This is a genomic window from bacterium (assembly GCA_023228325.1).
Classification (GTDB): domain Bacteria; phylum Auribacterota; class UBA6266; order UBA6266; family UBA6266; genus UBA6266.
The window spans coordinates 1,781,440-1,802,822 of record JALOBK010000001.1; the positions used below are offsets into that span (position 1 = coordinate 1,781,440).

Below are 21,383 nucleotides of genomic sequence, written 5' to 3' on the forward strand. Positions count from 1 at the left end.
TCCCGGAGTTTACCGTATGAGAGATGAATCCGGGAGGATTATCTATATCGGGAAAGCCGCTGTCCTGCGGAAAAGAATCAGGTCGTATTTTGCGGATTCCCGGAAACTTGATGGAAAGACCCTGTCTCTTGTAGGCGAAGTTTACAGCGCGGACTATATAGTTACAGGCACCGAAGCGGAAGCTTTGATCCTTGAAAGCAGATTAATCAAACAATATATGCCGAAATACAACATGCTTCTGAAGGATGATAAAAGTTATCCGTATATAAAGGTAAGCGTGAATGATAAATTGCCCGGAGTGGAAATCGCAAGAGAAAAGGTAAGGGATTCAAATTTATATTTCGGGCCTTTTACGGATGTAAGGCTTCTGAGAAAAACCGTAAAATATCTCAAAACCAGGTTCAGGTTGAGAAGTTGTAATTTTACATTGCCGGGCGCGCATGAATTTAAACATTGCTTATACCGGAAAATAGGTATTTGTGACGCCCCATGTATAGGGATGGTTTCCCGCGGGGAATATAATAAAAGGGTCGGGAAGCTGTGTATGGTCCTCCGGGGAAAAAGCGCCCGGCTTCTGAAGATTATGTATTCGGAAATGAAATCGGCGTCGGCCGCGCTTGATTATGAAAAGGCGGCATATGTCAGGGATTGTATAAATGCGGTGAAAACGGTCATAGGGTCCTCCGGAAGATATCATGAACTCAGTTTTTACCCGTCTTTTTCCGAAAAGGAGAATGAAGACCTGAAAAAGATACTGGAGATAAAACGGGATGTCAATGTGATTGAAGCTTTCGATGCTTCTTTTTCCCTGGGCAGGCATGCTGTCGGTTCCATGGTCAGGTTTGTGAAAGGCCTCCCGGATAAAAAGAGCTACAGGAGATTTATCATAAGCGATGTTAATTCAAAAGATGATTTCTCCATGATAAAGGAGATGGTCTTCAGGCGTTATAAAAGATTGCTTGAAGAACACAAGAAACTGCCTGACCTTATTATGGTTGATGGCGGTAAAATACAGCTTGATTATGCAATGCGGAGTCTCAGCTCCCTGCGGTTGAATCGCATACCCGTGATGGCGCTTGCAAAGAGATTTGAAGAAATATATCTGCCGGGCCGTAAATTCCCCGTCAGGATTCCCGGAGACAGCCCGGTATTAAAGTTCTTCCAGAGGATAAGGGATGAAGCCCACAGGTGCGCTATCGGTTATCAAAGAAAAATAAGCGGCAAAACGATGTTCAGTTCACTGCTCCGGAGGATAAAAGGAGTGGGCCCGGTGAGACAGGAAAAGCTTCTGAATTATTTTAAGACCCTGAACGGCATCCTGAAGGCCGATCCCGCGGAAATTGCGGATAAACTTTCAATAAGCGGGAAAGGCGCGGCGCGGATACAGAAGGAAATTACGAATTTAAAATCAAAACTCAAAACTTAACACTTACAACTAACTTAATCTTGAAAAACCGAAAAAGAGTTGATATACTCACTGTTCATTTATGATAAAGAGGCAATATGTTTTCGCTTATATTACATAAGATATTCGGTTCGAAAAATATAAGGGATTTGAAAAAACTATCTCCTGTAATAGACGAAATAAACAGGTGCGATAAGGAATATCAGTCTCTTTCCGATGATGAAATCCGCGCAAAAACCGCCGATTTCAGGGAGAGGATTAAAAAAGAGATAGAGGATAACAACCTGCAGCCGAAAATCGGCGAATTAAAAGACAGGTTGTCATCGACTTTCGACCAGAAAGACAAAAAAGAACTTAAGTCCAGGATCAACGGCATTTACAGGTCTGTTTTAGACCCTATCCTTCCTGAAGCTTATGCGGCTGTGAAAAATGTATGCCGCCGGCTTTTAGGCAGAAAATTCAATGTCTGCGGCCATGAAATAGAGTGGGATATGGTTCCCTTTGACGTTCAGCTTCTCGGCGCTATTGTCCTTCATCAGGGTAAAATAGCGGAGATGGCTACGGGTGAGGGTAAAACCCTGGTTGCTACAATGCCTTTATATCTAAATGCGCTTTTCGGAAAAAATGTGCATCTGGTTACCGTAAATGATTATCTTGCCCGGCGCGACAGCGAATGGATGGGGAAAATATATGAGTTTCTCGGTTTAACCGTCGGCTGTATCCAGAACGGCATGACTCCCGATGAAAAAAAGGTGCAGTATCAGCGTGACATAACTTACGGCACAAACAGTGAATTCGGATTTGATTATTTGCGGGATAACGGATTGGCGACATCCGCCGATGATATTGTGCAGAGAGGATATTTTTTTGCGATTATCGACGAAGTGGACAGCATACTTGTAGATGAAGCGCGAACACCCCTGATTATTTCCGGCCCTTCCAGTGTCTCGACTCATAAATATGACAGCCTGCGTCCGAAAGTTGAACAGCTGTATCAAACCCAATCCATGTTATGTAACAGGCTTATGAAAGAGGTAAAAGATTCCATGGCGGCGGGTGAAACGGATTTAATGAATACGGGTTTAAAGTTATTCAAAGTAAGCAGAGGGTCTCCCAAGAACAGGCAGTTTTTAAAAATGATGGAAAAAGCGGAAATAAGAAAACTTCTTGAAAGAACCGATCTGGAGTTAAGGTCGGATTTGAAAAAAGAAGCCGAGATAAGGGTTTTGGAAGATTTGTTTTTTAACATTGATGAAAAAGGGCATGATATAAAATTAACCGAAAAAGGGCGTTTGGAGTTAAGCGCCGGAGGGGAGGATGAATATATAATCCCCGATATAATCACTAAATGCCAGGAGATAGACGAAGACAGTTCCATGGACGAGAAAACGAAAGCCGGGCTTAAAGCAAAGATAGAAAGGCATTACGAAGAAATATCCGAGAAAATCCATAATATAAACCAGTTGCTGCGGGCATATTCCTTATTTGAAAAAGATGTTGATTATATAGTTATGGACAACAAGGTCGTCATTGTCGATGAATTTACGGGAAGGATGATGCCCGGAAGAAGGTTCAGCGACGGTCTTCATCAGGCCCTGGAAGCAAAAGAAAAAGTCAAGATTGAAAGAGAGACCCAGACTTACGCGACTATAACAATACAGAATTATTTCAGATTATACGATAAACTCGCGGGAATGACGGGAACTGCCGAAACCGAAGCTGAAGAATTCAACCATATATACGGGCTTGATGTAACAGTGGTGCCCACCAACAAGCCGTGCGCGCGCAAAGACGATAATGATGTTATATACAGGACAAAGAGAGAGAAATACGCCGCGATAATCGAGGAAATAGCCAGGTTAAACAAGGAAGAAAACAGGCCTGTCCTTGTCGGGACAATCTCCGTTGAGGTATCGGAGCTTTTAAGCAGGATGCTGAAAAGAAGGAACGTGCCCCATGAAGTTTTGAACGCGAAATACCATCAGAAAGAGGCGGAGATAATAAAGCGCGCCGGTATGCCGGGCGCCGTGACCATAGCAACCAACATGGCGGGAAGGGGAACCGATATTAAACTCGGTAAAGGCATAGCGGAAAAAGGCGGCCTTGCTGTGTTAGGCACGGAGAGGCATGAATCAAGAAGGATCGACCGTCAGCTTAGAGGCAGGTGCGCGAGGCAGGGGGATCCGGGCAGTTCGCAATTTTTTGCTTCGCTGGAGGATGACCTGATGCGACTGTTCGGTTCCGACAGGATATCATCCATCCTTCAAAAGATGGGAATGGAAGAAGGACAGGAGTTGGCGCATCCTCTCCTTAACAGGTCCATAGAAAATGCGCAGAGAAGAGTTGAACAGCGGAATTTCGACATAAGAAAGCATACCCTTGAGTTTGACGATGTGCTGAATAAGCAGAGAGAAGTTATTTATGAGAACAGGATGCAGATATTGTTTTCTCAGGACCCCGAAAAATATTATTTGAGTATTGTTTATGATTTAATCAGGGAAAAAACCGCCGAGTACTGCCAGTTGTATAACGAATTGTCCGAACCCAGCCCTTATGAGTTTATAAGATGGGTAAATAATATATTGCCCGTTAACCTTGAAGCGCAGCCCATAATGGGCGCGGGAAATGATCCGGATGCCATAGCGGATATTATAGATGACAGGGTAAAAAGGGTCCTTGAACTGAAGAAAGAAATCGAGGGAGAGAAAGAAGTCTCCGTTTTAATCAAATTTGTCATGCTCAATACCATAGATAATATGTGGAAATCGCATTTGTATAATATGGATGATCTGAGGCACGGCATACACATGCGCGCGTATGCGGCGACCGGCGAGAATTTTGTTCTCGGGGAATACAGCAAAGAAGCCTATGCCATGTTCTCGGAAATGATGGCTAACATTAACCAGCGGATAGCCGCTTCTTTATTCAGAACCACCATGCAGCCGGGAAAAATGGATGAATTCATAAAAAACCTTCCCAGGTCCTATAAGCATGAAGAAATAAAATCCTTTAATCTGAATCCCCCTTCCTCCGGAAATGAATCTTCCGAACCGGCCGGCGCTTCGGGGAATCCTAATATTATGAATAAAGCGGCTACCGTGAGGAGGGAAGGTATCAAAGTCGGAAGAAATGACCCCTGCCCCTGTGGAAGCGGTAAAAAATACAAGAAATGCTGCGGAGCTAATTCCCTGTAATGAAGTTCAAAGTTTTTTACTCTCCCGTTATTTTAGCCGCATTAGCGGCTCTTTCGGGAACAATTATCTATACGGCTTATTATCCTGTCAGGCACCGCTTTGCCATAGTGGCGGGTCTGGCCCTGCTTTTTTTTGTTATAAAAGCGGCGTCATTATCGAAATATGTTTTTTTCTACGGGCTTATCGCAGGCATTTTTTACTTCACGCCTTTGCTGTGGTTTGTAAAATTCGTTTCCCTGCCCGCGGCCTGCGTCTTAATTTTTTATCAGGCCTGCTTTATCGGGGTTTTCAGTATATTGGCAAAAAAAATCTCGGAACGGTATAAGTTATACGGAATATTTTTTTATCCTTTTTTATGGGTGTCTGTTGAATACATAAGAAGTTCCGGCAATATGGGATTCCCGTGGATGCTGGCAGGGAATGTTTTTGACGCCGGGGCGGGTTTTTCATGGCTGGCGGCATGCGGAGGCGTCTGCCTCATATCTTTTTATCTTGCGCTGTTGGCATGCATAGCGGTTTTTGTTTTCGAAAAGAAGGCAAGATTGTCATTGAGGTTTATAGTTATTGCGGGCGCGATAATCTCGTTTCTTTTATTGTATCGCGAACTTCCGGATAGCAGGGATAATAAATTCTCCGGAGACTATATAAAAATAGCTTTAATCCAACCCTCGATACCTCAGAACACAAAATGGGACAGGAATTCCAAAGATTACATTCTCGAAAGATACAGGGACCTGACTGTTAACGCGGCATTGAGATTCCCCGAGCTGATAATATGGCCGGAATCATCTTTGCCTGGAATAATACCCGATAATGAAGAAATAGAGGAATTTATTCAGTCTGTATCTTCGCAGATAAACACCGCATTACTTATAGGCATCCAGACTTCGCGATACGAGAACGGGGAAAAAAGATATTTCAATTCGGCTGTCCTGTATTCAGAAAAAGGGGAAAAAATCCAGACTTACGATAAGCGCCAGCTGGTGCCCTTCGGGGAATATGTGCCGTTATCAAAAGTATTTTATTTTTTGAAAAACTTATCTCCCATAGGCGAAGGATTCAGCAGGGGTCTGTCACACAGTATTTTTGATTTACAGGATGCGTCAAGCAGGGTAAACGGTCCATGCAAATTCGGCGTCACCATCTGTTATGAAGATTTATTCCCGTCTATAAGCAGAGACTATGTGTCTAAAGGCGCTGCTTTTATCGTAAATATCACAAATGATGCCTGGTACGGATACACGTCGGCCCCGTTCCTGCATGCGCTTTCCTCTTCGATGAGGTGTATCGAAAATGATGTGCCCATGCTTAGATGTGCAAATACAGGTCTCACCTGTTTTATAGACAGGTCGGGTATAATAACAAGGGTAGCCGGAAGTTCAAAGGGAGTGCTTTTTCAGCCGGATATCTTGTTTGTAGAACTTAAAATGGATGAAATAACCAAAAACAGCAGAACTTTTTATAATAAGACCGGCGACCTTGTCGCCTATGCGTCTTTTGTTGTTTTAATATCTTTGATGACAAAAACAAAAATTCATAACTTATTGGGAAGGAGTATATAATGCAATCAGAGTTAAATCAAAGATTTAATAATGTAAAAAACCGTGTTCTTCAAATGAGAGGTTATCTTTGACGTCGATAACAAGAAAATAAAGCTCGGGGACTTCGAATCAAAGATGGCGGAATCTGATTTTTGGCTGGATCAGCCGAATGCAAAGAGGGTTTTAAGGGAGATAAAAGAATTAAAGAATATTATAGAGCCGCTGGAAAGGGCTGAAAAGGATTTAAAGGATTTAGAAGGGTTTATTGAACTGTATTCCGGGGACGAATCGTTAAGTGAAGATTTGAACAGGTCTCTGCGGGAGCTTGAATCATGTGTCGATAGGCTGGAATTTGCGGGATTGTTGAGCCTTCCGGACGATTCTAAAAATGCGATTATTACAATACATTCGGGCGCCGGAGGCACTGAGGCGTGTGATTGGGCGGAAATGTTGTACAGGATGTACTCAAGATGGTGTGAACACAAGGGCTTTAAACTTGAGACACTGGATTTTCAGCCCGGTGATGAAGCCGGCATAAAAAGCATAACACTGATCGCCTCGGGCATGTACGCCTATGGTTTTCTTAAAGTGGAGTCCGGAGTTCACCGCCTTGTGAGGATTTCACCTTTTGATGCGAATAAAAGAAGGCATACCTCATTTGCTTCCATTGATGTGATTCCTGAAGTCGACGATGATATAGAAGTAGACATCAATCCCGACGAACTTCGCATTGACACATACAGGGCTTCGGGAGCAGGGGGGCAACATGTCAACAAAACCGATTCGGCCGTCAGGATCACGCATATCCCCACGGGCATAGCGGTCCAGTGCCAGGAAGACAGGTCACAGCATAAGAACAAGGCAAATGCCATGAAAATATTAAAGTCAAGGCTGTATGAAAAATATTTATCAGAAAAAGAGGAGGAGCTGTCCCGGAGAAGAGGAGAAAAGAAAAAAATTGAGTGGGGAAGCCAGATCAGGTCATATGTTTTTCACCCGTATTCGCTGGTCAAAGATCACAGGACCGGCGTAGAGACTTCAAATACAGGCGCTGTAATGGATGGCGAGATAGACCGTTTTATTGACGCCGGGCTGAAGTGGATCGTTTCTTAGAAAATTTTTCTTGTAAAGATGTATTCCCTTTGTTAGATTTTTTGAATATTGTTTGTTCTTCTTTAATAAAAAAAATGGAGCTGGTCATGGAGAAATTTGGAATTGCTGATACGAGAAACTTTGTGGTTTTGGGGCATGGCACATGCGGTAAAACAACACTGGTTGACTCAATGATGCATAAGTCGGGGGAAAATTCCAGATTTGGCAGGGTTGACAACGGTTCTTCCATATCGGATTATACGGAAGAAGAAAAAGAGAGAAAAATAAGCATATTCGCGGCGCCTCTTCACCTGACATGGAAAAACCGCAGCATTTTCCTTATAGACACTCCCGGCTACGCGGATTTTTTCGGAGAAGTAACGGCATCTGTAAGGGTAGCCGATTCGGCTGTGATTGTGGTCGATTCTTCAACCGGAATCGGAGTCGGCACTCATAGAACCTGGGATGAGACGGAAAAATACGGAATGGGGAAACTCATATACATTTCGAGGCTGGATAAAGAACATACCGATTTTTCAAAGACCTATAACGAGATAGTGAAAACATTTGGAAAAAAATGTGTTCCGGTTATAGTCCCTGTGATCAAAGAAGGCGGAATAAGCGCCGTAGTAAATATCATAAGCGGCGGCAAGCCGGATTTACCGGAAGGTCCGCTTAAAGGAAATGCGGCGCAGTACAGGGAAAATCTGATAGAGGCGGTCGCGGAAAGCGATGACGCGCTTCTGGAGAAGTATCTGGAACACGGCGGGATATCGGATGAAGAACTTAAATCAGCCTTGAAGAAAGCTATAGTGAAAGGGATGGTTGTTCCCGTGCTTTCCGGCAGCGCCGACAAGGAGATAGGAACGGAAGAAATCCTTGATTTTATTGTCGAATATTTCCCCTCGCCCGCTGATTTAAAGCCGGCAAAAATTTCAGAAAAAGAAATTCTGCCCGAAGCCCAGGCCCGTTTAAGCGCTTTTATTTTCAAGACCATAACAGATCCTTATGTCGGTCAACTTACTTATTTCAGAGTTTATTCGGGCACTTTAAAGGCTGATTCGGAAGCCCTTAACGCCGCAAACGGGGGGAAAGAAAGAATCGCGCATATATATATAATCAAAGGCAAAGAGCAGATTTCGGTATCTGAAGCCGGGCCCGGCGATATTATGGCGGTGTCAAAATTAAAGAACACGCATGTAAACAACACATTATCTGATTTTACCGGTAAGGTGAACCTTCCCCCGATTATTTTTCCCAAACCGCTGGTTTCATATGCGGTTTATGCCAAAGCGAAAGGGGATGAAGAAAAAATCGGAGCCGGCCTGCATAAGATCGCGGAAGAAGACCCTACTTTAAAGATTGAGAGGAATCAGGATACCAAGGAACTGATAATATCCGGCATGGGAGATCTGCATATTGAAATTGCCATGGCCCGCGTGAAACATAAATTTAATGTGGAAGCAACTCTTTCCGTTCCCAAAGTAGCGTATAAGGAGACCATTAAAAAGTCCGCGGAAGGACATGAAAAATATAAGAAGCAATCCGGAGGCAAAGGACAATACGGCGAAGTCTATCTCAAAATCGAACCCCGTGAAAGAGCTAAGGGCTTTGAATTTGTTGACGAGATTGTCGGAGGTTCTATTCCCAGGAATTATCTTCCGGCTATTGAAAAAGGCATAAGGGAGTCTATGGTCGAAGGTATTTTAGCCGGTTATCCTATTGTGGATTTCTGCGCCAGATGTTATGACGGTTCATACCATGAAGTGGACTCATCTGAAATGGCGTTTAAAATTGCCGGTTCAAAGGCTTTTAAGGATGCTTTTCTGAAGGCCAGGCCGGTTTTGCTTGAGCCGATTATGAATATCGAAGTGGTTATCCCCAGCGATTATATGGGGGATATTACCGGAGATTTAAATGCAAAGAGAGGGCGTATTGTCGGAATGGAACCGGCGGGCATACTTCAAAAAGTCAAAGCGCAGGTCCCTCAATCAGAGATTTTCAGATATTCCACGGAACTAAGGTCTATGACAGGCGGCAGAGGGACTTTTACGATAGATTTTTCCCATTACGAGGAAGTCCCCGCGCATATTTCGCAGAAAGTGATTGATGAGAGCAAAAAGCCGGACGGGGAAAAATAGGGGAAGACGGGTATTTTATGAGCGGTCATTCAAAGTGGAACAGCATAAAACATAAAAAAGCTGCGATAGACGCCAAGAGAGGGAAAGTTTTCAGCAGGATAAGCAAAGAACTTACGGTTGCCGCAAAGGTGGGAGGAGGCGACCCTGTTATGAACCCCCGGCTGAGGACGGTGCTGCTTGCGGCGAAAGAGGCCAATATGCCTCAGGACAATATTGAAAAGGCGATAAAAAAAGGGACGGGAGAACTGCCGGGCGTGTCATATGAGGAAACTGTTTATGAATGCTATGGCCCCGGCGGTGTAGCAATTATGGTGGACGCGCTTACCGATAATAAGAACAGGACGACTTCGGAAATAAGGTCGATATTATCTAAAAAAAACGGAAGTATGGCCGGGGCCGGCGCTGTTGCGTGGATGTTTAACAAAAAGGCTTATTTCGGCGTAAAAGCGGAAAAAAAAGAAGAAGAGAATATCATGGAGCAGGTGATAGACGCGGGTGTTGACGATATTGCCTTTGATGAAGAGAATAATATATTTGAAATAACCGCTCCCCCTGAAAATTTTGAAAAGTTGAGAAAGTTACTGGAAACCTGCAAATATGACGTTGAGACCTCAAGCCTCACTTTTCTGCCGTCCTCGTATATAAAGGTGCAGGGATCGGAAGCTCAATCGGTTTTATCTCTGATAGATGCGCTGGAAGATCATGATGATGTCCAGAATGTCTATTCTAATTTTGACATATCCTCCGAGGAAATAGAAAAATTTGAAAACGGTTAAAATTCATTGATTATGCGTGTAATGGGCATAGATCCCGGAACCGTATTAACAGGTTTTGGAATAATTGATTTTCAGGGCAATAAATTTAAACCTGTGTTCTACGATTTTATCAGGACTAAAAGCGCATCAAAACTTTCTCTTAGATACCTGCAGATTTTCAACAGGCTGGAAGAAATCATAAAAGATTATAAGCCTGATTCTATAGCGATCGAAGGGCAGTTTGTGTTTAAAAATGTTTCTTCCGCTTTAAAACTCGGACAGGCAAAGGGCATAGTTGTGCTCTGTTCGGCAAAACACGATATCCCGATATATGAATATCAGCCGAAAGATATTAAGCAGTCGGTGACCGGAAGGGGTATTGCCGGCAAAGAGCAGGTTGCCGTAATGGTAAGGCTTATTCTGGGATTGAAGGCGGTTCCCAAGTCCCGTGATATTACGGATGCGCTTGCGATTGCCATATGCCATTGCAACAATATTTCCAATCGCGTTAACATGAGCAAAAGGATATAATATTCATATATGATAGGTTATCTAAAAGGAAAAATAATTAAAGTTGACCCCGTTCAGGCGCTTCTGGATGTAAACGGGGTAGGATATGAAGTCAGGATAACTTTGAGCACTTACGAGGGCATAAGCAGGTCTCACGCTTCGGACAGGCAGGCCGAATTGTATATCTGCACTATTGTAAGGGAAGACGATATCAGCCTTTATGGTTTCTCAACCCTGCAGGAAAAACATCTTTTCAGGCTGCTTGTGTCTGTTTCAGGCATCGGCCCGAAAGTCGCGATATCCGTTTTAAACGGGGTTACCCCCGCCGTGCTGTTGTCTGCGCTTAAAACAGAGAATGCGTCTGTGCTGTCATCCATCCACGGGGTGGGACAGAAGACAGCCGAAAGAATGATAGTTGAATTGAAAAGCAAGGTCGGGAAAATTGATTATTTTGAAAACAGGAATACGGTAAGAGGCGCGGGTGATTCGGAGAAACAGAATCTGCTTACAGACGCGGTTAACGCGATGATATCACTGGGATTCGAAACTAAATTTGCCGTCAGGGCTGTAGAATCCGCGTACAGGAAAGCCGGGACAGAAGCCGGACTGGAAGATATCCTGAGGGAATCATTGAAAGAGAAGAAATAGGATGAGCGAAAAAATATTTGATGAAGTTATACATAAGCCGGATGAACAGTTTGAAAATAAACTGCGCCCTTTGAAAATGGATGATTTTATCGGGCAGAAAGAAGCCAAGGAGAGGCTTTCGGTGGCGATAGAAGCGGCTTCTAAAAGAGGGGAATCCGTAGACCATATTCTGTTTTCCGGTCCTCCGGGGCTTGGCAAAACCACGCTGGCGTATATTATCGCCGATGCGATGGGGGTGGAGATAAGAACGTCATCAGGCCCTGTAATAGAAAAACCGGGTGACCTTGCGGGTATTTTGAGCAATATTGAAGAAGGTTCTGTATTCTTTATAGACGAAATACACAGGTTGAATCATGTAGTTGAAGAATATTTGTATTCCGCGATGGAAGATTTCAGGATAGATGTATTGATAGATCAGGGGCCCGGAGCAAGGTCCATAAGGCTGAATTTGCCGAAATTTACTCTCATCGGAGCCACAACACGCGCGGGGCTTTTATCAGCGCCTTTGCGCGCCAGGTTTGAAATATCGGAACGCCTGGATTACTACAACTTCGATGATATCGAAAGAATAGTCAATCGTTCTTCAAAAATATTGTCCGTTGATGCCGATAAGAAAGGTTCCAGGGAAATCGCGGTAAGGTCCAGAGGCACGCCCCGCATAGCTAACGCGCTTTTAAAACGGGTCAGGGATTACGCCCAGGTCCGCGCCGACGGAAAGATTACCGCCGAAATTGCCGTGACAGCATTGAAATTACTCGGTATTGACGATAAAGGGCTGGACGATATGGATAAAAAAATACTTGAAACGATAGGGTGTAAATTCAACGGCGGGCCCGTAGGCGTTAATTCCATAGCGGTTGCCGTGGGTGAGGAAGCCGAAACCATTGAAGAAGTTTATGAGCCTTATCTAATACAGCAGGGGTTCCTGAAAAGAACGCCGAGCGGGAGAAAAGTCACCGCTTCCGCTTACAGGCATTTAGGCCTTAAGGATAAGAATAATCAACATGACGAGCTTTTCTGATGAGAATATTGCTGCATGCATGCTGCGGGCCCTGCGCTACATATCCTATCGAACAGCTTCTGTCAAAAAAATATAAAGTAACATGCTATTTTTTTAATCCCAATATCCATGGTTATCAGGAATATGTCAAACGTTATGAGGCTCTCAAAACAGTGTGCGACAATTATAATGTCAAATTATCCGGTTTCGGAGAATATAATCTCTCTGAATGGTTTTCATCGGCATTAAAGAATATGGATGACCGGTGTTTATCCTGTTATACACATAGGATAGAGGCAACCGTTAAAAAAGCGGGGGAATTGGGTATAAACAACTTTACGACCACTCTGCTTATAAGCCATAAGCAGGATCATGAAAAAATCAGGGCGGTCTGTGAATCCAGCTCGGAAAATTCCGGTATAAGGTTTTTTTATGAAGATTTCAGGACGGGATGGAAGGATCACTGGCGCATTACCGGGCAATTAAACATATACAAACAGCAATACTGCGGCTGCCTCTTCAGCGAAAAAGAAAGGTTTGGAAAAAAAGCCTGACATGGACCTGCGGATATTCTCCAGGACAACGATTATCATAGGGATATGCCTTATTGTATTCGGAATAATACTGTCTTATTCGGATAAGATCCCGTTTTTGGGGAAACTTCCCGCCGACGTCCATATCAAAAGAGAGAATTTTACTTTTTATTTCCCCGTTAGCACGTGTATCCTGCTTTCGATAATTATATCCATTGTCCTGTGGCTGATTCATAAGAGATGAAAAAAATATTTTTTACCTTATTTTTTGTATTTTTCTGCGCCGCCTGTATTTTTCTGACGGGCATGGCGGCAAGATTAAAGGCTCCTGTTTATGTCAGGGTATTGATCCACAAGGACATTAACTCCTTCACCCTGTATTCAGATTCCCCGATGGCAATAGAAAATGAGCGCGGGGAAAAGATAGGCGGAGCGGAAGCCGGGGAAAAAATAAAAGTCAGGTTTCCGGGCCGGGACATAGTAATCAACAGGAAAAAGTACAGGGGAAATATACTTTATTTTGTTTCCGGCGGTAATATTAACCTCGACGGAGAATGGCTGAGGGGGAAAATCAAAGTAGAAAGGTTTCCGGCCGGGAGCGGATTCAGCATCTATATCGTCAATATACTGGAACTCGAGGATTACTTAAAAGGGGTTGTGCCCAATGAAGTCTTTCCGTATTGGGAGAGCGAAGCGCTGAAAGCGCAGGCGATAGCTTCGCGCTCGTACGCGTTATATCATGTAATCAATAATAAAGGGGCCCCTTATGATTTAAGCAATGTTTCTTCACAACTGTACAGAGGCGCAGAAACCGAGGATAAAAGGACCGATTACGCGATTGACGCGACTCGCGGGCAGGTACTGACATATAAGAATAAGATACTTTGCGCATACTTTGCTACGGTATGCGGCGGATATACGGAAGTGCCTTATAATGTATGGGTGAATTTCAAGGATGATTTTCCTGAAGCGGTGCGCTGCGGTTATTGTGATAAAGCCCCTGATTATTCGTGGAATTACTCGATATCTTCGGATAAACTGCGGGACAAACTCGCGGAAAAAAATATAAATTCGGGTGAAATAATAAGAATATACCCCTGTAAAAAGAGCCGGTACGGTTCAAGGATTACCGAGGTCGGAATCCTTCATGCCGGCGGGGATACGAAATTGAGGATTGCCCGGTTCAGGAATATTGTAGGGCCGGAAAATGTGAAAAGCGGCCGATTCAAGGTTGTAAAAAGGGGAGACAGGTTCTATTTTTCGGGCAGGGGGCACGGGCATGGAGTCGGGTTGTGCCAGTACGGCGCGCGGGAACTGGCGGCAAGAGGGTGGAATTATAAATCCATACTTCTGTATTACTATCCCGGCGCGGGCATTAAAAAAATCTATTAAAAACACATAAAATGAAAACTTCGGAATTTTATTATGAATTGCCCCCCGGATTGATAGCCCAGCACCCGGAAATATGCCGTTCTGATTCCAGGATGATGATATTAAAGAGGGGTAAAGGGGTAGATAAGATATTAAAATTCCGGGAAATCGGGGATTTTTTAAACGAAGACGACCTTCTGGTTGTCAATAACGCAAAAGTTTTGCCCTGCCGTATTATGGCTAAAAAATATCCGACGGGTTCAGACATAGAAATATTGCTTTCTGAAAAGACAGAAAATAACAGATGGATTGCGCTGGCAAAACCCGGAAAAAGATTAAAAAAGGGAACTATACTGAGTATCATGGATAAGGCTACCGTTCAGGTTGAGAATATTAATAACGGGTTTTATGAACTTTCTTTCCCCGACATTTCCGCGGAAGCAATAATGGAAAAATACGGGGAAATGCCCCTTCCTCCTTATATTGAAAGGAATGATGATTCGGGAAAAGCGCGGGATAAACTGGATTATCAGACTGTTTTTGCAAAAGAAGAGGGGGCTGTAGCGGCTCCGACCGCAGGGCTTCATTTCACGGAAGAGCTTTTATCAAAAATAAAGAAACTTGGAGTAAAAGTTGTAGAATTGACTTTAAACGTGGGTGTGGGGACTTTTAAGCCTGTGAAAACCGGAAACATCGAAGAACACAAAATGCATCCTGAGAAATATTTTATTTCCGAAGAGGGATCCGCCCTCATTAATGAACATCTATCCCGGAATAAGCGGTTGATACCGGTCGGCACCACCGTGGTCAGGGCGCTTGAATCCGCATATGACGGGGTAAAGCTCAAATCCGGCGGTTCCGGGACCGATCTTTTTATTTATCCCGGGTACAAATTCAGGGTCGTTAAAAATATGGTTACAAATTTTCACCTGCCCTGTTCGACATTACTTATGCTTGTATGCGCGCTGGCCGGGCGTGAAACGGTGATGGACGCTTATGAGCTGGCTGTTAAAGAACGGTTCAGGTTTTATTCATACGGCGATTCAATGTTTATAATTGAGTGACATCGGGTATCGGTGGCTGATTATGTTTAAATTCAGGTTAAATAAAAAAGACAGAAGCAGCGGCGCCAGAACAGGCACCCTGAAGACAGCCCATGGCATTATTGATACGCCTGTTTTTATGCCGGTGGGAACACAGGGAAGCGTTAAATCAATGTCATTTCAGGATCTGGAAAAAATGCGCATACAGATTATACTCGCCAATACATATCACATGTATTTAAGGCCGGGAATGGAGGTGATAGAGAAAGCGGGGGGATTGCATAATTTCTGCGGCTGGAAAGGCCCGATCCTTACAGACAGCGGGGGGTATCAGGTTTTCAGTATGTCCGAATTAAGGAAAATAGAAAAAGACGGAGTGTGTTTCAGGTCGCATCTTGACGGTTCGGAGCATTTTATCGGTCCGAAAGAGGCAATAGAAATTCAGCGTGTAATCGGGTCGGATATTGCTATGGTTTTTGATGAATGCACTCCTTTTCCCGCAACATATGATTATGCTTGCAATTCAGTATCCTTGTCTGTAAAATGGGCGCAATTGTGCAAAAATTTCCACAATTCCAAAAATCAGGCTCTATTCGGCATCGTCCAGGGAAGCGTGTATAAGGATTTGAGGGTAAAGTGCGCTAAAGAGCTTGTTGATATTGATTTCGACGGGTATGCGATAGGCGGCTTGAGCGTGGGGGAACCTGATACAGTTATGTATGAAATTGCGGATACGGTTGTGCCTTATTTGCCTGAAAAGAAACCGAGATATCTTATGGGTTGCGGCACGCCCGTAAACATCATTGAGAGTGTTTCAAGAGGGATTGATATGTTTGATTGCGTAATGCCCACCAGAAATGCCAGGAACGGGTCGGCGTTTACCTCGAGAGGCAAGATAAACATAAGGAATGCCGCGTATAAGCTGGATTTCGGTCCCGTAGAGAGGGGATGCGGGTGTTTTGCCTGTAAAAATTATTCCAGGGCGTTTATACGCCATATGATAATCTCGGGTGAAATCCTGGGGGCGAAACTGCTGACATGCCATAACCTTTATTTTTATAACAAAATGATGCGGGATATCAGGACATCCGTAAAAAGAGGAAATTTTTGCGGTTACAAAGAAATTTTTTTAAAAACATATAATAACAGATAATGACAAAGGAGAAGAATAATGATTTATGAAGTTTTAGTTCTGGGAATGGCCGGGACCGCGTCAGCGGGGCAAGGCGGCTCTTTATCTCAAACATTACTGATGGTGGGTGTCTTATTTGCGATATTTTATTTTCTTCTTATACGGCCCCAGAAAAAACAGCAGGAAAAGCACAAGCAAATGATAGAATCCCTGAAAAAAGGGGATAAAATAATTACTACCGGCGGAATATACGGCGTCATCGCAAATGTCAAAGATAAGTCATTTATAGTGAAAGTCGACGACAATACAAAAATTGAGGTTGCCAAAAGCTGTATTTCCACTATAGTTGTTAAAAAAGACCAGCCGTCTTCAGCGGAAGAAAACAGCGAAAAAGTGAAAGAATAAAATTTATTTTTACGGAGTATTTAGAGATGAAAAAGATTTCTTGGAGAATAATTCTTATAGGAATAGTAATCCTGGTGGCTTCATTCATCGTATATCCTACGATTAAATGGGGAACATATAAGGCGTCCGAAAAAACTGAACTTGCGGGTGATTCCCTGTCAGGCAAACAGGGGAAATGGAAAGAAGAAGAGCGAAATCTGAAAGACGCCGGAACCTTTGAAAAATCTGTTTTCCTGTTGAAGAAATGGTACCAGGGGAACCGCGACATGGTAATAAACCTGGGCCTGGACCTTAAAGGAGGGATGGATGTAACGCTCCGGGTAAGGACAAAGGAAAAAGAAATTTCTCCGGAAGTCGTGGACAGGACACTTGAAGTAATAAGGAACAGGGTGGACGGCATGGGTGTTTCCGAGCCGGAAATAAGCAAGGAAGGAACAGACAGGATCTCTGTTAAACTGCCCGGTCTTAAAGACCCCAAAAGAGCGTTGGATTTAATCGGCAAGACCGCAAAAATGGAATTCAGGCTGGTCGCGGAAGACAGCCTTGTTGAAACAACTCTTGCTAAATTGGCTGAAGTAAAGGACCTTACCGCTTATATTAATGTAGAAACAAAAAGGACAGCGGAAGGCGCTTCTTTTATAGAGTTGGATATTACGGATGATGATATGGTTTTTGTCTCGAAACTCCTTAAAAGCGAGGAAGCTCTTAAGTTTTTGCCCGCAGATTATGAATTTTTGTTTCAGCGTAAAGAAAATATGCAGAATAGTAAAAGAACATTATTCCTGGTTAAGAAGGAACCGGCGATAACCGGGGATATGCTGATAGACGCCAATGTGCATTTTGATAATATGTACCAGCCTTACGTATCTCTTGAGTTCAGCCCCGCGGGAAACAGAAGGCTGGCCAGTGTAAGCGGCATAGCGGAGAGCAAATATGAAAGGGAAAAAATTGTAACGAGACTCGGAATCGTGCTTGATGATGTCGTGTATTCCGCTCCGCTCATGAAGGTCAAGATATTACGGAACCCCATTATAGAAGGTTCTTTCACAAAGGACGAAGCCAATGACCTCAGGATAGTATTAAAATCGGGAGCCCTGCCGGCAAATGTTGATATTATGGATATCAGGGTTGTAGGCCCTTCTCTCGGAGCCGATTCAATAAGAAGCGGCGTTAAAGCCGCTCTCATGGGATTGGGGATTGTAGTGATATTTATGCTTATTTACTATATGTTCTCCGGGTTGATAGCGGATATCGCCCTGCTTTTAAATATTCTGATAATTTTTGCGGCTCTTGTAGCTTTCGGGAGCACTCTTACTTTACCCGGGATAGCCGGTATAATCCTTACGATAGGTATGGCTGTTGACGCTAATGTCCTTATTTTTGAAAGGATAAGGGAAGAGACAGATATCGGCAGGCAGTTGAGGACAGCTATAACCAACGGTTATAACAAAGCTTTCTGGACGATTTTCGACGCGAATATCACAACTTTTATAACGGCGTTCATTCTTTTTATTTTCGGCACGGGCCCCGTTAAAGGGTTTGCGGTTGTTCTTATGATAGGAATCGCAACGTCCATGTTTACGGCGCTTTTCGGGACAAGGACTTTCTTTGAAATCATGATGAGAATAAAAAAATTCCATCAGTTGCATATGTTGCGCTTCTTTTCAAAACCCAGCATTGATTTTATCGGCAAGAGGATAATTGCATATGCCCTTTCCCTTCTGCTGATTGTGGTAGGCATGGGGGTCTTCATATCGAAGGGCTCCGGCAATCTGGGTATTGATTTTACTTCCGGCAGCGAAACACAGATACAGTTTTCAAGAAAAATCGATATAGAAGATATCAGAAAAGCGTTTTCCGGAGAAGATTTCCCCGGGTTTCAGGTCCAATCCTATACCGATAAAGATACGGGAAAATGGGGTGTCTTTATTAAAACTTCCTCCGAAGAAAGCAGCAAGATATCCGAAGAACTGCTTGATATTATGAATAAAAAATTCCCTGATGCCGGCGCCGGGCTCGAAGGGTATTCTTATATAGGCCCTGTGGTGAGCAAAGACCTGAAAAGAAACGCGTTAATCGCAATTTTCCTTTCCCTGGTAGCCATTGTGGGTTATATATGGTTCAGGTTCGGCTTTAAATTCGGCATAGCCGCGGTTGTCGCGCTGATACATGATGTCCTGATTACTTTAGGTATGTTTGCAATTTTTGACAGGCTGATTACTCTGCCTGTTGTCGCCGCCATATTGACATTGATAGGGTATTCCCTTAATGACACGATCGTAGTCTTTGACCGCATAAGGGAAGACCTTAAAATGATGAGGAAGTCCTCTTATAAGGATATCCTGAACGCCAGCATCAATCAAACTCTGTCAAGAACGGTTCTTACATCGTTGACCACGTTGATCGTAGTCATCTTCCTTTACGCCTTTGGCGGAGAAAATATAAACGATTTTGCATTTGCTCTCCTGGTCGGAGTAATAGTCGGGACCTATTCATCCGTATTTGTGGCAAGTGCGCTTTTATTTGATTGGTATAAGAAAGGTCACCGCGCGTAAACTTTTGCCAGATGAGATGGTTTTTTAAGGAACCTCAGAATGAACGTGAGAGCGAAGGCGTAATAGCTTCCGGCGCAGGATTGTCTTCTCTTTCCTCGAGGATATTGCTGAACAGGGGATTTAAACCGGGCGATGATCTGGAAAAGTTTTTAAATCCTTCGCTGTCCATGTTGTCCGACCCATTTGATATAGACGGTATACAAAAAGCCTCCCGGAGGATATTATCCGCCGCCCGTTCAAACGAGAAAATATGTATTTACGGCGACTATGACGCGGACGGCATCACGGCGGCGTCTATACTTCTCAGGTTATTCAAGAGCGGGAATCTGGATTGTTTTGCATATATCCCGAACAGGTTTGACGAAGGGTATGGAATCAATATCCATGCGCTCAATGAGATTCTGCTTTCGGGATGCACTTTGATTGTCAGTGTTGATTGCGGCATAAAAGCCTTTGAGCCCGCCAGATACCTGAAAGAGAAAAAAATTGATTTGATAATTACAGACCATCATGAACCGTCGGATGATATCCCCGAAAGCTATTGTCTGATAAATCCCAAAGTGCAGTATAAAACAGGTGACATGAGAAATCTTTCGGGAGCGGGAATCGCTTTTAAACTGGCGCATGGGATAGTCAAGCTGGCAAGAACAGATAATGATACTTTCGCTGATTTTGATTTGAAGGAATTACTGGATTTAACGGCTGTCGGAACAATAGCGGATATCGTTCCTTTGGTCGGGGAAAACAGGATATTTGTCAAAAACGGTTTGAGCAGAATCAGGAATACCGGCAACAAGGGTCTGAAAAGCCTGGTAAATACGCTTTCGCTGAAACCCCCTTTCAGGACATATGACATCAGTTTCAGGATAGGGCCTGTTATTAACGCCGCCGGCAGGATTGAAGATGCGAACAAATGTGTAGAGTTGCTGACATCGGAAGATACGTCCTCAACTGAAAAAATCGCAAAGACTCTGGTCCTTCACAATGTTTCGAGACAGAATACGGAAGCAGGTATCGTCGCTTCGGCAGTGAAAATGATTGAGAGGCTGAAAAATAAGAATCAGTTAAATAAATTAATTATCCTGGAAGATAAAGACTGGTCTACCGGAATCATCGGGATCGCAGCTTCCAAGCTGGCGAAAAAATATAACAGGCCGGTTATTATATTCGGTTTTGAAAAGGGTATGTGGAAGGGTTCGGGAAGAAGCATCGAGAAATTTAATTTGATAAGAGAAATTGAGAGATTTGACGCTCTGATTGATTCATACGGGGGACATGAAATGGCTGCCGGGCTTAGTATCAAACCGGAAAATTTCGAGAACTTTAAAAGAGAATTTGAGATGCGTGTGAATAAGGCGATAAACGAAGATGACCTTATACCTGTTTTAAATATTTCAGCCCTGGCTGAGTTAACTGAGATTAATCACGTGTTTTTGGATGAAATCACCAGGCTGGAACCCTTTGGACAGGGGAACCCGGAACCGGTTCTGGCCACCCTTAACGCCGAAGTCGCAGCCGACCCCCAGGTTGTCGGCGGAAAGCACATAAAGTTTAATGTAAGCAAAGACGGTTATGCCCTGAACTGTATCGCTTTTGATAAGGCTGGAGAGCTCGGAGAAATCAGGAGAGGCGCGCTTCTTGATATAGCTTATAAAGTTAAAGAGAACAACTATATGAACAAAAGACAGCCCCAGCTCATTTTGCAGGATGTGAAGTTAAAATAAAAATATATTTTACGCTTTTTTTATCTTTCCTGCTTTTAAACACTTAGCGCAAACACTTACTGTTTTTGTTCCGCCGTTTATCAGCGCTTTGACATTCTGCAGATTCGGAGTAAATACCCTCTTTGAAATTCCGGTTATTTTTCTTCCGACTCCGCCTTTTTTCTTTGCCAGCCCTCTTCTGGTTATTGTCTTGCCGGCTTTCGGGCCTTTCCCGCAGATTTCACAAAATTTTGACATTTTAAATTCCTCCAAGACTGAAAATTCGCAAAATTATAACATAGGGCTTATTTAACGCAAGACATTTTTAATATAATTTTTACGGAAAAACAATCTT

General features: G+C 43.5%; 18 protein-coding genes. 17 read left to right on the top strand and 1 reads right to left on the bottom strand.

Annotated elements, in window-relative coordinates; all coding sequences use genetic code 11:
* The first annotated feature begins 16 nt into the window (after positions 1-16).
* The 17 genes from M0R36_08540 (at position 17) to recJ (ending at position 21,049) form a co-directional block, all read left to right on the top strand.
* Positions 17-1,426, top strand: a complete 1,410-nt coding sequence (locus M0R36_08540) for an excinuclease ABC subunit UvrC (protein MCK9555842.1) — start codon at positions 17-19, stop codon at positions 1,424-1,426.
* Between the two features lie 77 nt (positions 1,427-1,503).
* The gene (gene secA, locus M0R36_08545) at positions 1,504-4,599 is read left to right on the top strand and encodes a preprotein translocase subunit SecA (GenBank protein ID MCK9555843.1); all 3,096 of its coding nucleotides are present in this window, start codon (positions 1,504-1,506) and stop codon (positions 4,597-4,599) included.
* Entirely contained in the window at positions 4,599-6,161 is a 1,563-nt protein-coding gene (gene lnt / locus M0R36_08550; protein MCK9555844.1) for an apolipoprotein N-acyltransferase, read from the top strand. The genes secA and lnt overlap by 1 nt, the downstream gene beginning before the upstream one ends.
* Positions 6,161-7,253, top strand: a protein-coding gene (gene prfB, locus M0R36_08555) for a peptide chain release factor 2 (protein MCK9555845.1) whose coding sequence is annotated in 2 segments (ribosomal slippage) — positions 6,161-6,226 and positions 6,228-7,253 — 1,092 coding nt in all. Because the reading frame shifts where the segments join, the coding sequence is not laid out codon by codon here. The genes lnt and prfB overlap by 1 nt, the downstream gene beginning before the upstream one ends.
* 86 nt (positions 7,254-7,339) lie before the next feature.
* Positions 7,340-9,373 (top strand): elongation factor G, encoded by a 2,034-nt coding sequence (fusA, locus tag M0R36_08560; GenBank protein ID MCK9555846.1) that lies wholly within the window; start codon positions 7,340-7,342, stop codon positions 9,371-9,373.
* Between the two features lie 17 nt (positions 9,374-9,390).
* Positions 9,391-10,149 (top strand): YebC/PmpR family DNA-binding transcriptional regulator, encoded by a 759-nt coding sequence (locus M0R36_08565; protein ID MCK9555847.1) that lies wholly within the window; start codon positions 9,391-9,393, stop codon positions 10,147-10,149.
* Positions 10,150-10,161: 12 nt separating this feature from the next.
* Positions 10,162-10,659 carry a crossover junction endodeoxyribonuclease RuvC gene (gene ruvC / locus M0R36_08570; protein ID MCK9555848.1) on the top strand — a complete coding sequence of 166 codons (498 nt, stop codon included), beginning with the start codon at positions 10,162-10,164 and terminating at the stop codon, positions 10,657-10,659.
* A 9-nt stretch (positions 10,660-10,668) separates the two neighbouring features.
* Entirely contained in the window at positions 10,669-11,286 is a 618-nt protein-coding gene (gene ruvA, locus M0R36_08575; GenBank protein ID MCK9555849.1) for a Holliday junction branch migration protein RuvA, read from the top strand.
* A gap of 1 nt (position 11,287) precedes the next feature.
* The gene (gene ruvB, locus M0R36_08580; GenBank protein ID MCK9555850.1) at positions 11,288-12,307 is read left to right on the top strand and encodes a Holliday junction branch migration DNA helicase RuvB; all 1,020 of its coding nucleotides are present in this window, start codon (positions 11,288-11,290) and stop codon (positions 12,305-12,307) included.
* Positions 12,307-12,840 carry an epoxyqueuosine reductase QueH gene (locus tag M0R36_08585; protein MCK9555851.1) on the top strand — a complete coding sequence of 178 codons (534 nt, stop codon included), beginning with the start codon at positions 12,307-12,309 and terminating at the stop codon, positions 12,838-12,840. Before ruvB ends, M0R36_08585 begins: the two co-directional genes overlap by 1 nt.
* Positions 12,824-13,063 carry a DUF2905 domain-containing protein gene (locus M0R36_08590; GenBank protein ID MCK9555852.1) on the top strand — a complete coding sequence of 80 codons (240 nt, stop codon included), beginning with the start codon at positions 12,824-12,826 and terminating at the stop codon, positions 13,061-13,063. The genes M0R36_08585 and M0R36_08590 overlap by 17 nt, the downstream gene beginning before the upstream one ends.
* Positions 13,060-14,211, top strand: coding sequence for a SpoIID/LytB domain-containing protein (locus M0R36_08595; protein MCK9555853.1), 1,152 nt, complete (start codon positions 13,060-13,062; stop codon positions 14,209-14,211). Before M0R36_08590 ends, M0R36_08595 begins: the two co-directional genes overlap by 4 nt.
* Positions 14,212-14,222: 11 nt before the next feature.
* The gene (gene queA, locus M0R36_08600; GenBank protein MCK9555854.1) at positions 14,223-15,254 is read left to right on the top strand and encodes a tRNA preQ1(34) S-adenosylmethionine ribosyltransferase-isomerase QueA; all 1,032 of its coding nucleotides are present in this window, start codon (positions 14,223-14,225) and stop codon (positions 15,252-15,254) included.
* A 22-nt stretch (positions 15,255-15,276) separates the two neighbouring features.
* Positions 15,277-16,386 carry a tRNA guanosine(34) transglycosylase Tgt gene (tgt, locus tag M0R36_08605; GenBank protein ID MCK9555855.1) on the top strand — a complete coding sequence of 370 codons (1,110 nt, stop codon included), beginning with the start codon at positions 15,277-15,279 and terminating at the stop codon, positions 16,384-16,386.
* An 18-nt stretch (positions 16,387-16,404) separates the two neighbouring features.
* Positions 16,405-16,770: a preprotein translocase subunit YajC gene (gene yajC, locus M0R36_08610; protein ID MCK9555856.1), complete on the top strand. Its 366-nt coding sequence runs from the start codon at positions 16,405-16,407 to the stop codon at positions 16,768-16,770.
* 26 nt (positions 16,771-16,796) lie between these two features.
* Entirely contained in the window at positions 16,797-19,325 is a 2,529-nt protein-coding gene (secD, locus tag M0R36_08615) for a protein translocase subunit SecD (GenBank protein MCK9555857.1), read from the top strand.
* An 11-nt stretch (positions 19,326-19,336) separates the two neighbouring features.
* Positions 19,337-21,049, top strand: a complete 1,713-nt coding sequence (recJ, locus tag M0R36_08620) for a single-stranded-DNA-specific exonuclease RecJ (GenBank protein MCK9555858.1) — start codon at positions 19,337-19,339, stop codon at positions 21,047-21,049.
* Positions 21,050-21,058: 9 nt separating this feature from the next.
* Here the strand turns inward: recJ and rpmB are convergent, their stop codons facing one another.
* The gene (gene rpmB / locus M0R36_08625) at positions 21,059-21,286 is read right to left on the bottom strand and encodes a 50S ribosomal protein L28 (protein MCK9555859.1); all 228 of its coding nucleotides are present in this window, start codon (positions 21,284-21,286) and stop codon (positions 21,059-21,061) included.
* Positions 21,287-21,383: the final 97 nt, after the last annotated feature.

Coding starts and splice junctions, on each gene's coding strand:
- M0R36_08540 (MCK9555842.1), top strand. CDS start 17: ATGAGAGATGAATCCGGGAGGATTATCTATATCGGGAAAGCCGCTGTC.
- secA (MCK9555843.1), top strand. CDS start 1,504: ATGTTTTCGCTTATATTACATAAGATATTCGGTTCGAAAAATATAAGG.
- lnt (MCK9555844.1), top strand. CDS start 4,599: ATGAAGTTCAAAGTTTTTTACTCTCCCGTTATTTTAGCCGCATTAGCG.
- fusA (MCK9555846.1), top strand. CDS start 7,340: ATGGAGAAATTTGGAATTGCTGATACGAGAAACTTTGTGGTTTTGGGG.
- M0R36_08565 (MCK9555847.1), top strand. CDS start 9,391: ATGAGCGGTCATTCAAAGTGGAACAGCATAAAACATAAAAAAGCTGCG.
- ruvC (MCK9555848.1), top strand. CDS start 10,162: ATGCGTGTAATGGGCATAGATCCCGGAACCGTATTAACAGGTTTTGGA.
- ruvA (MCK9555849.1), top strand. CDS start 10,669: ATGATAGGTTATCTAAAAGGAAAAATAATTAAAGTTGACCCCGTTCAG.
- ruvB (MCK9555850.1), top strand. CDS start 11,288: ATGAGCGAAAAAATATTTGATGAAGTTATACATAAGCCGGATGAACAG.
- M0R36_08585 (MCK9555851.1), top strand. CDS start 12,307: ATGAGAATATTGCTGCATGCATGCTGCGGGCCCTGCGCTACATATCCT.
- M0R36_08595 (MCK9555853.1), top strand. CDS start 13,060: ATGAAAAAAATATTTTTTACCTTATTTTTTGTATTTTTCTGCGCCGCC.
- queA (MCK9555854.1), top strand. CDS start 14,223: ATGAAAACTTCGGAATTTTATTATGAATTGCCCCCCGGATTGATAGCC.
- tgt (MCK9555855.1), top strand. CDS start 15,277: ATGTTTAAATTCAGGTTAAATAAAAAAGACAGAAGCAGCGGCGCCAGA.
- yajC (MCK9555856.1), top strand. CDS start 16,405: ATGATTTATGAAGTTTTAGTTCTGGGAATGGCCGGGACCGCGTCAGCG.
- secD (MCK9555857.1), top strand. CDS start 16,797: ATGAAAAAGATTTCTTGGAGAATAATTCTTATAGGAATAGTAATCCTG.
- recJ (MCK9555858.1), top strand. CDS start 19,337: ATGAGATGGTTTTTTAAGGAACCTCAGAATGAACGTGAGAGCGAAGGC.
- rpmB (MCK9555859.1), bottom strand. CDS start 21,286: ATGTCAAAATTTTGTGAAATCTGCGGGAAAGGCCCGAAAGCCGGCAAG.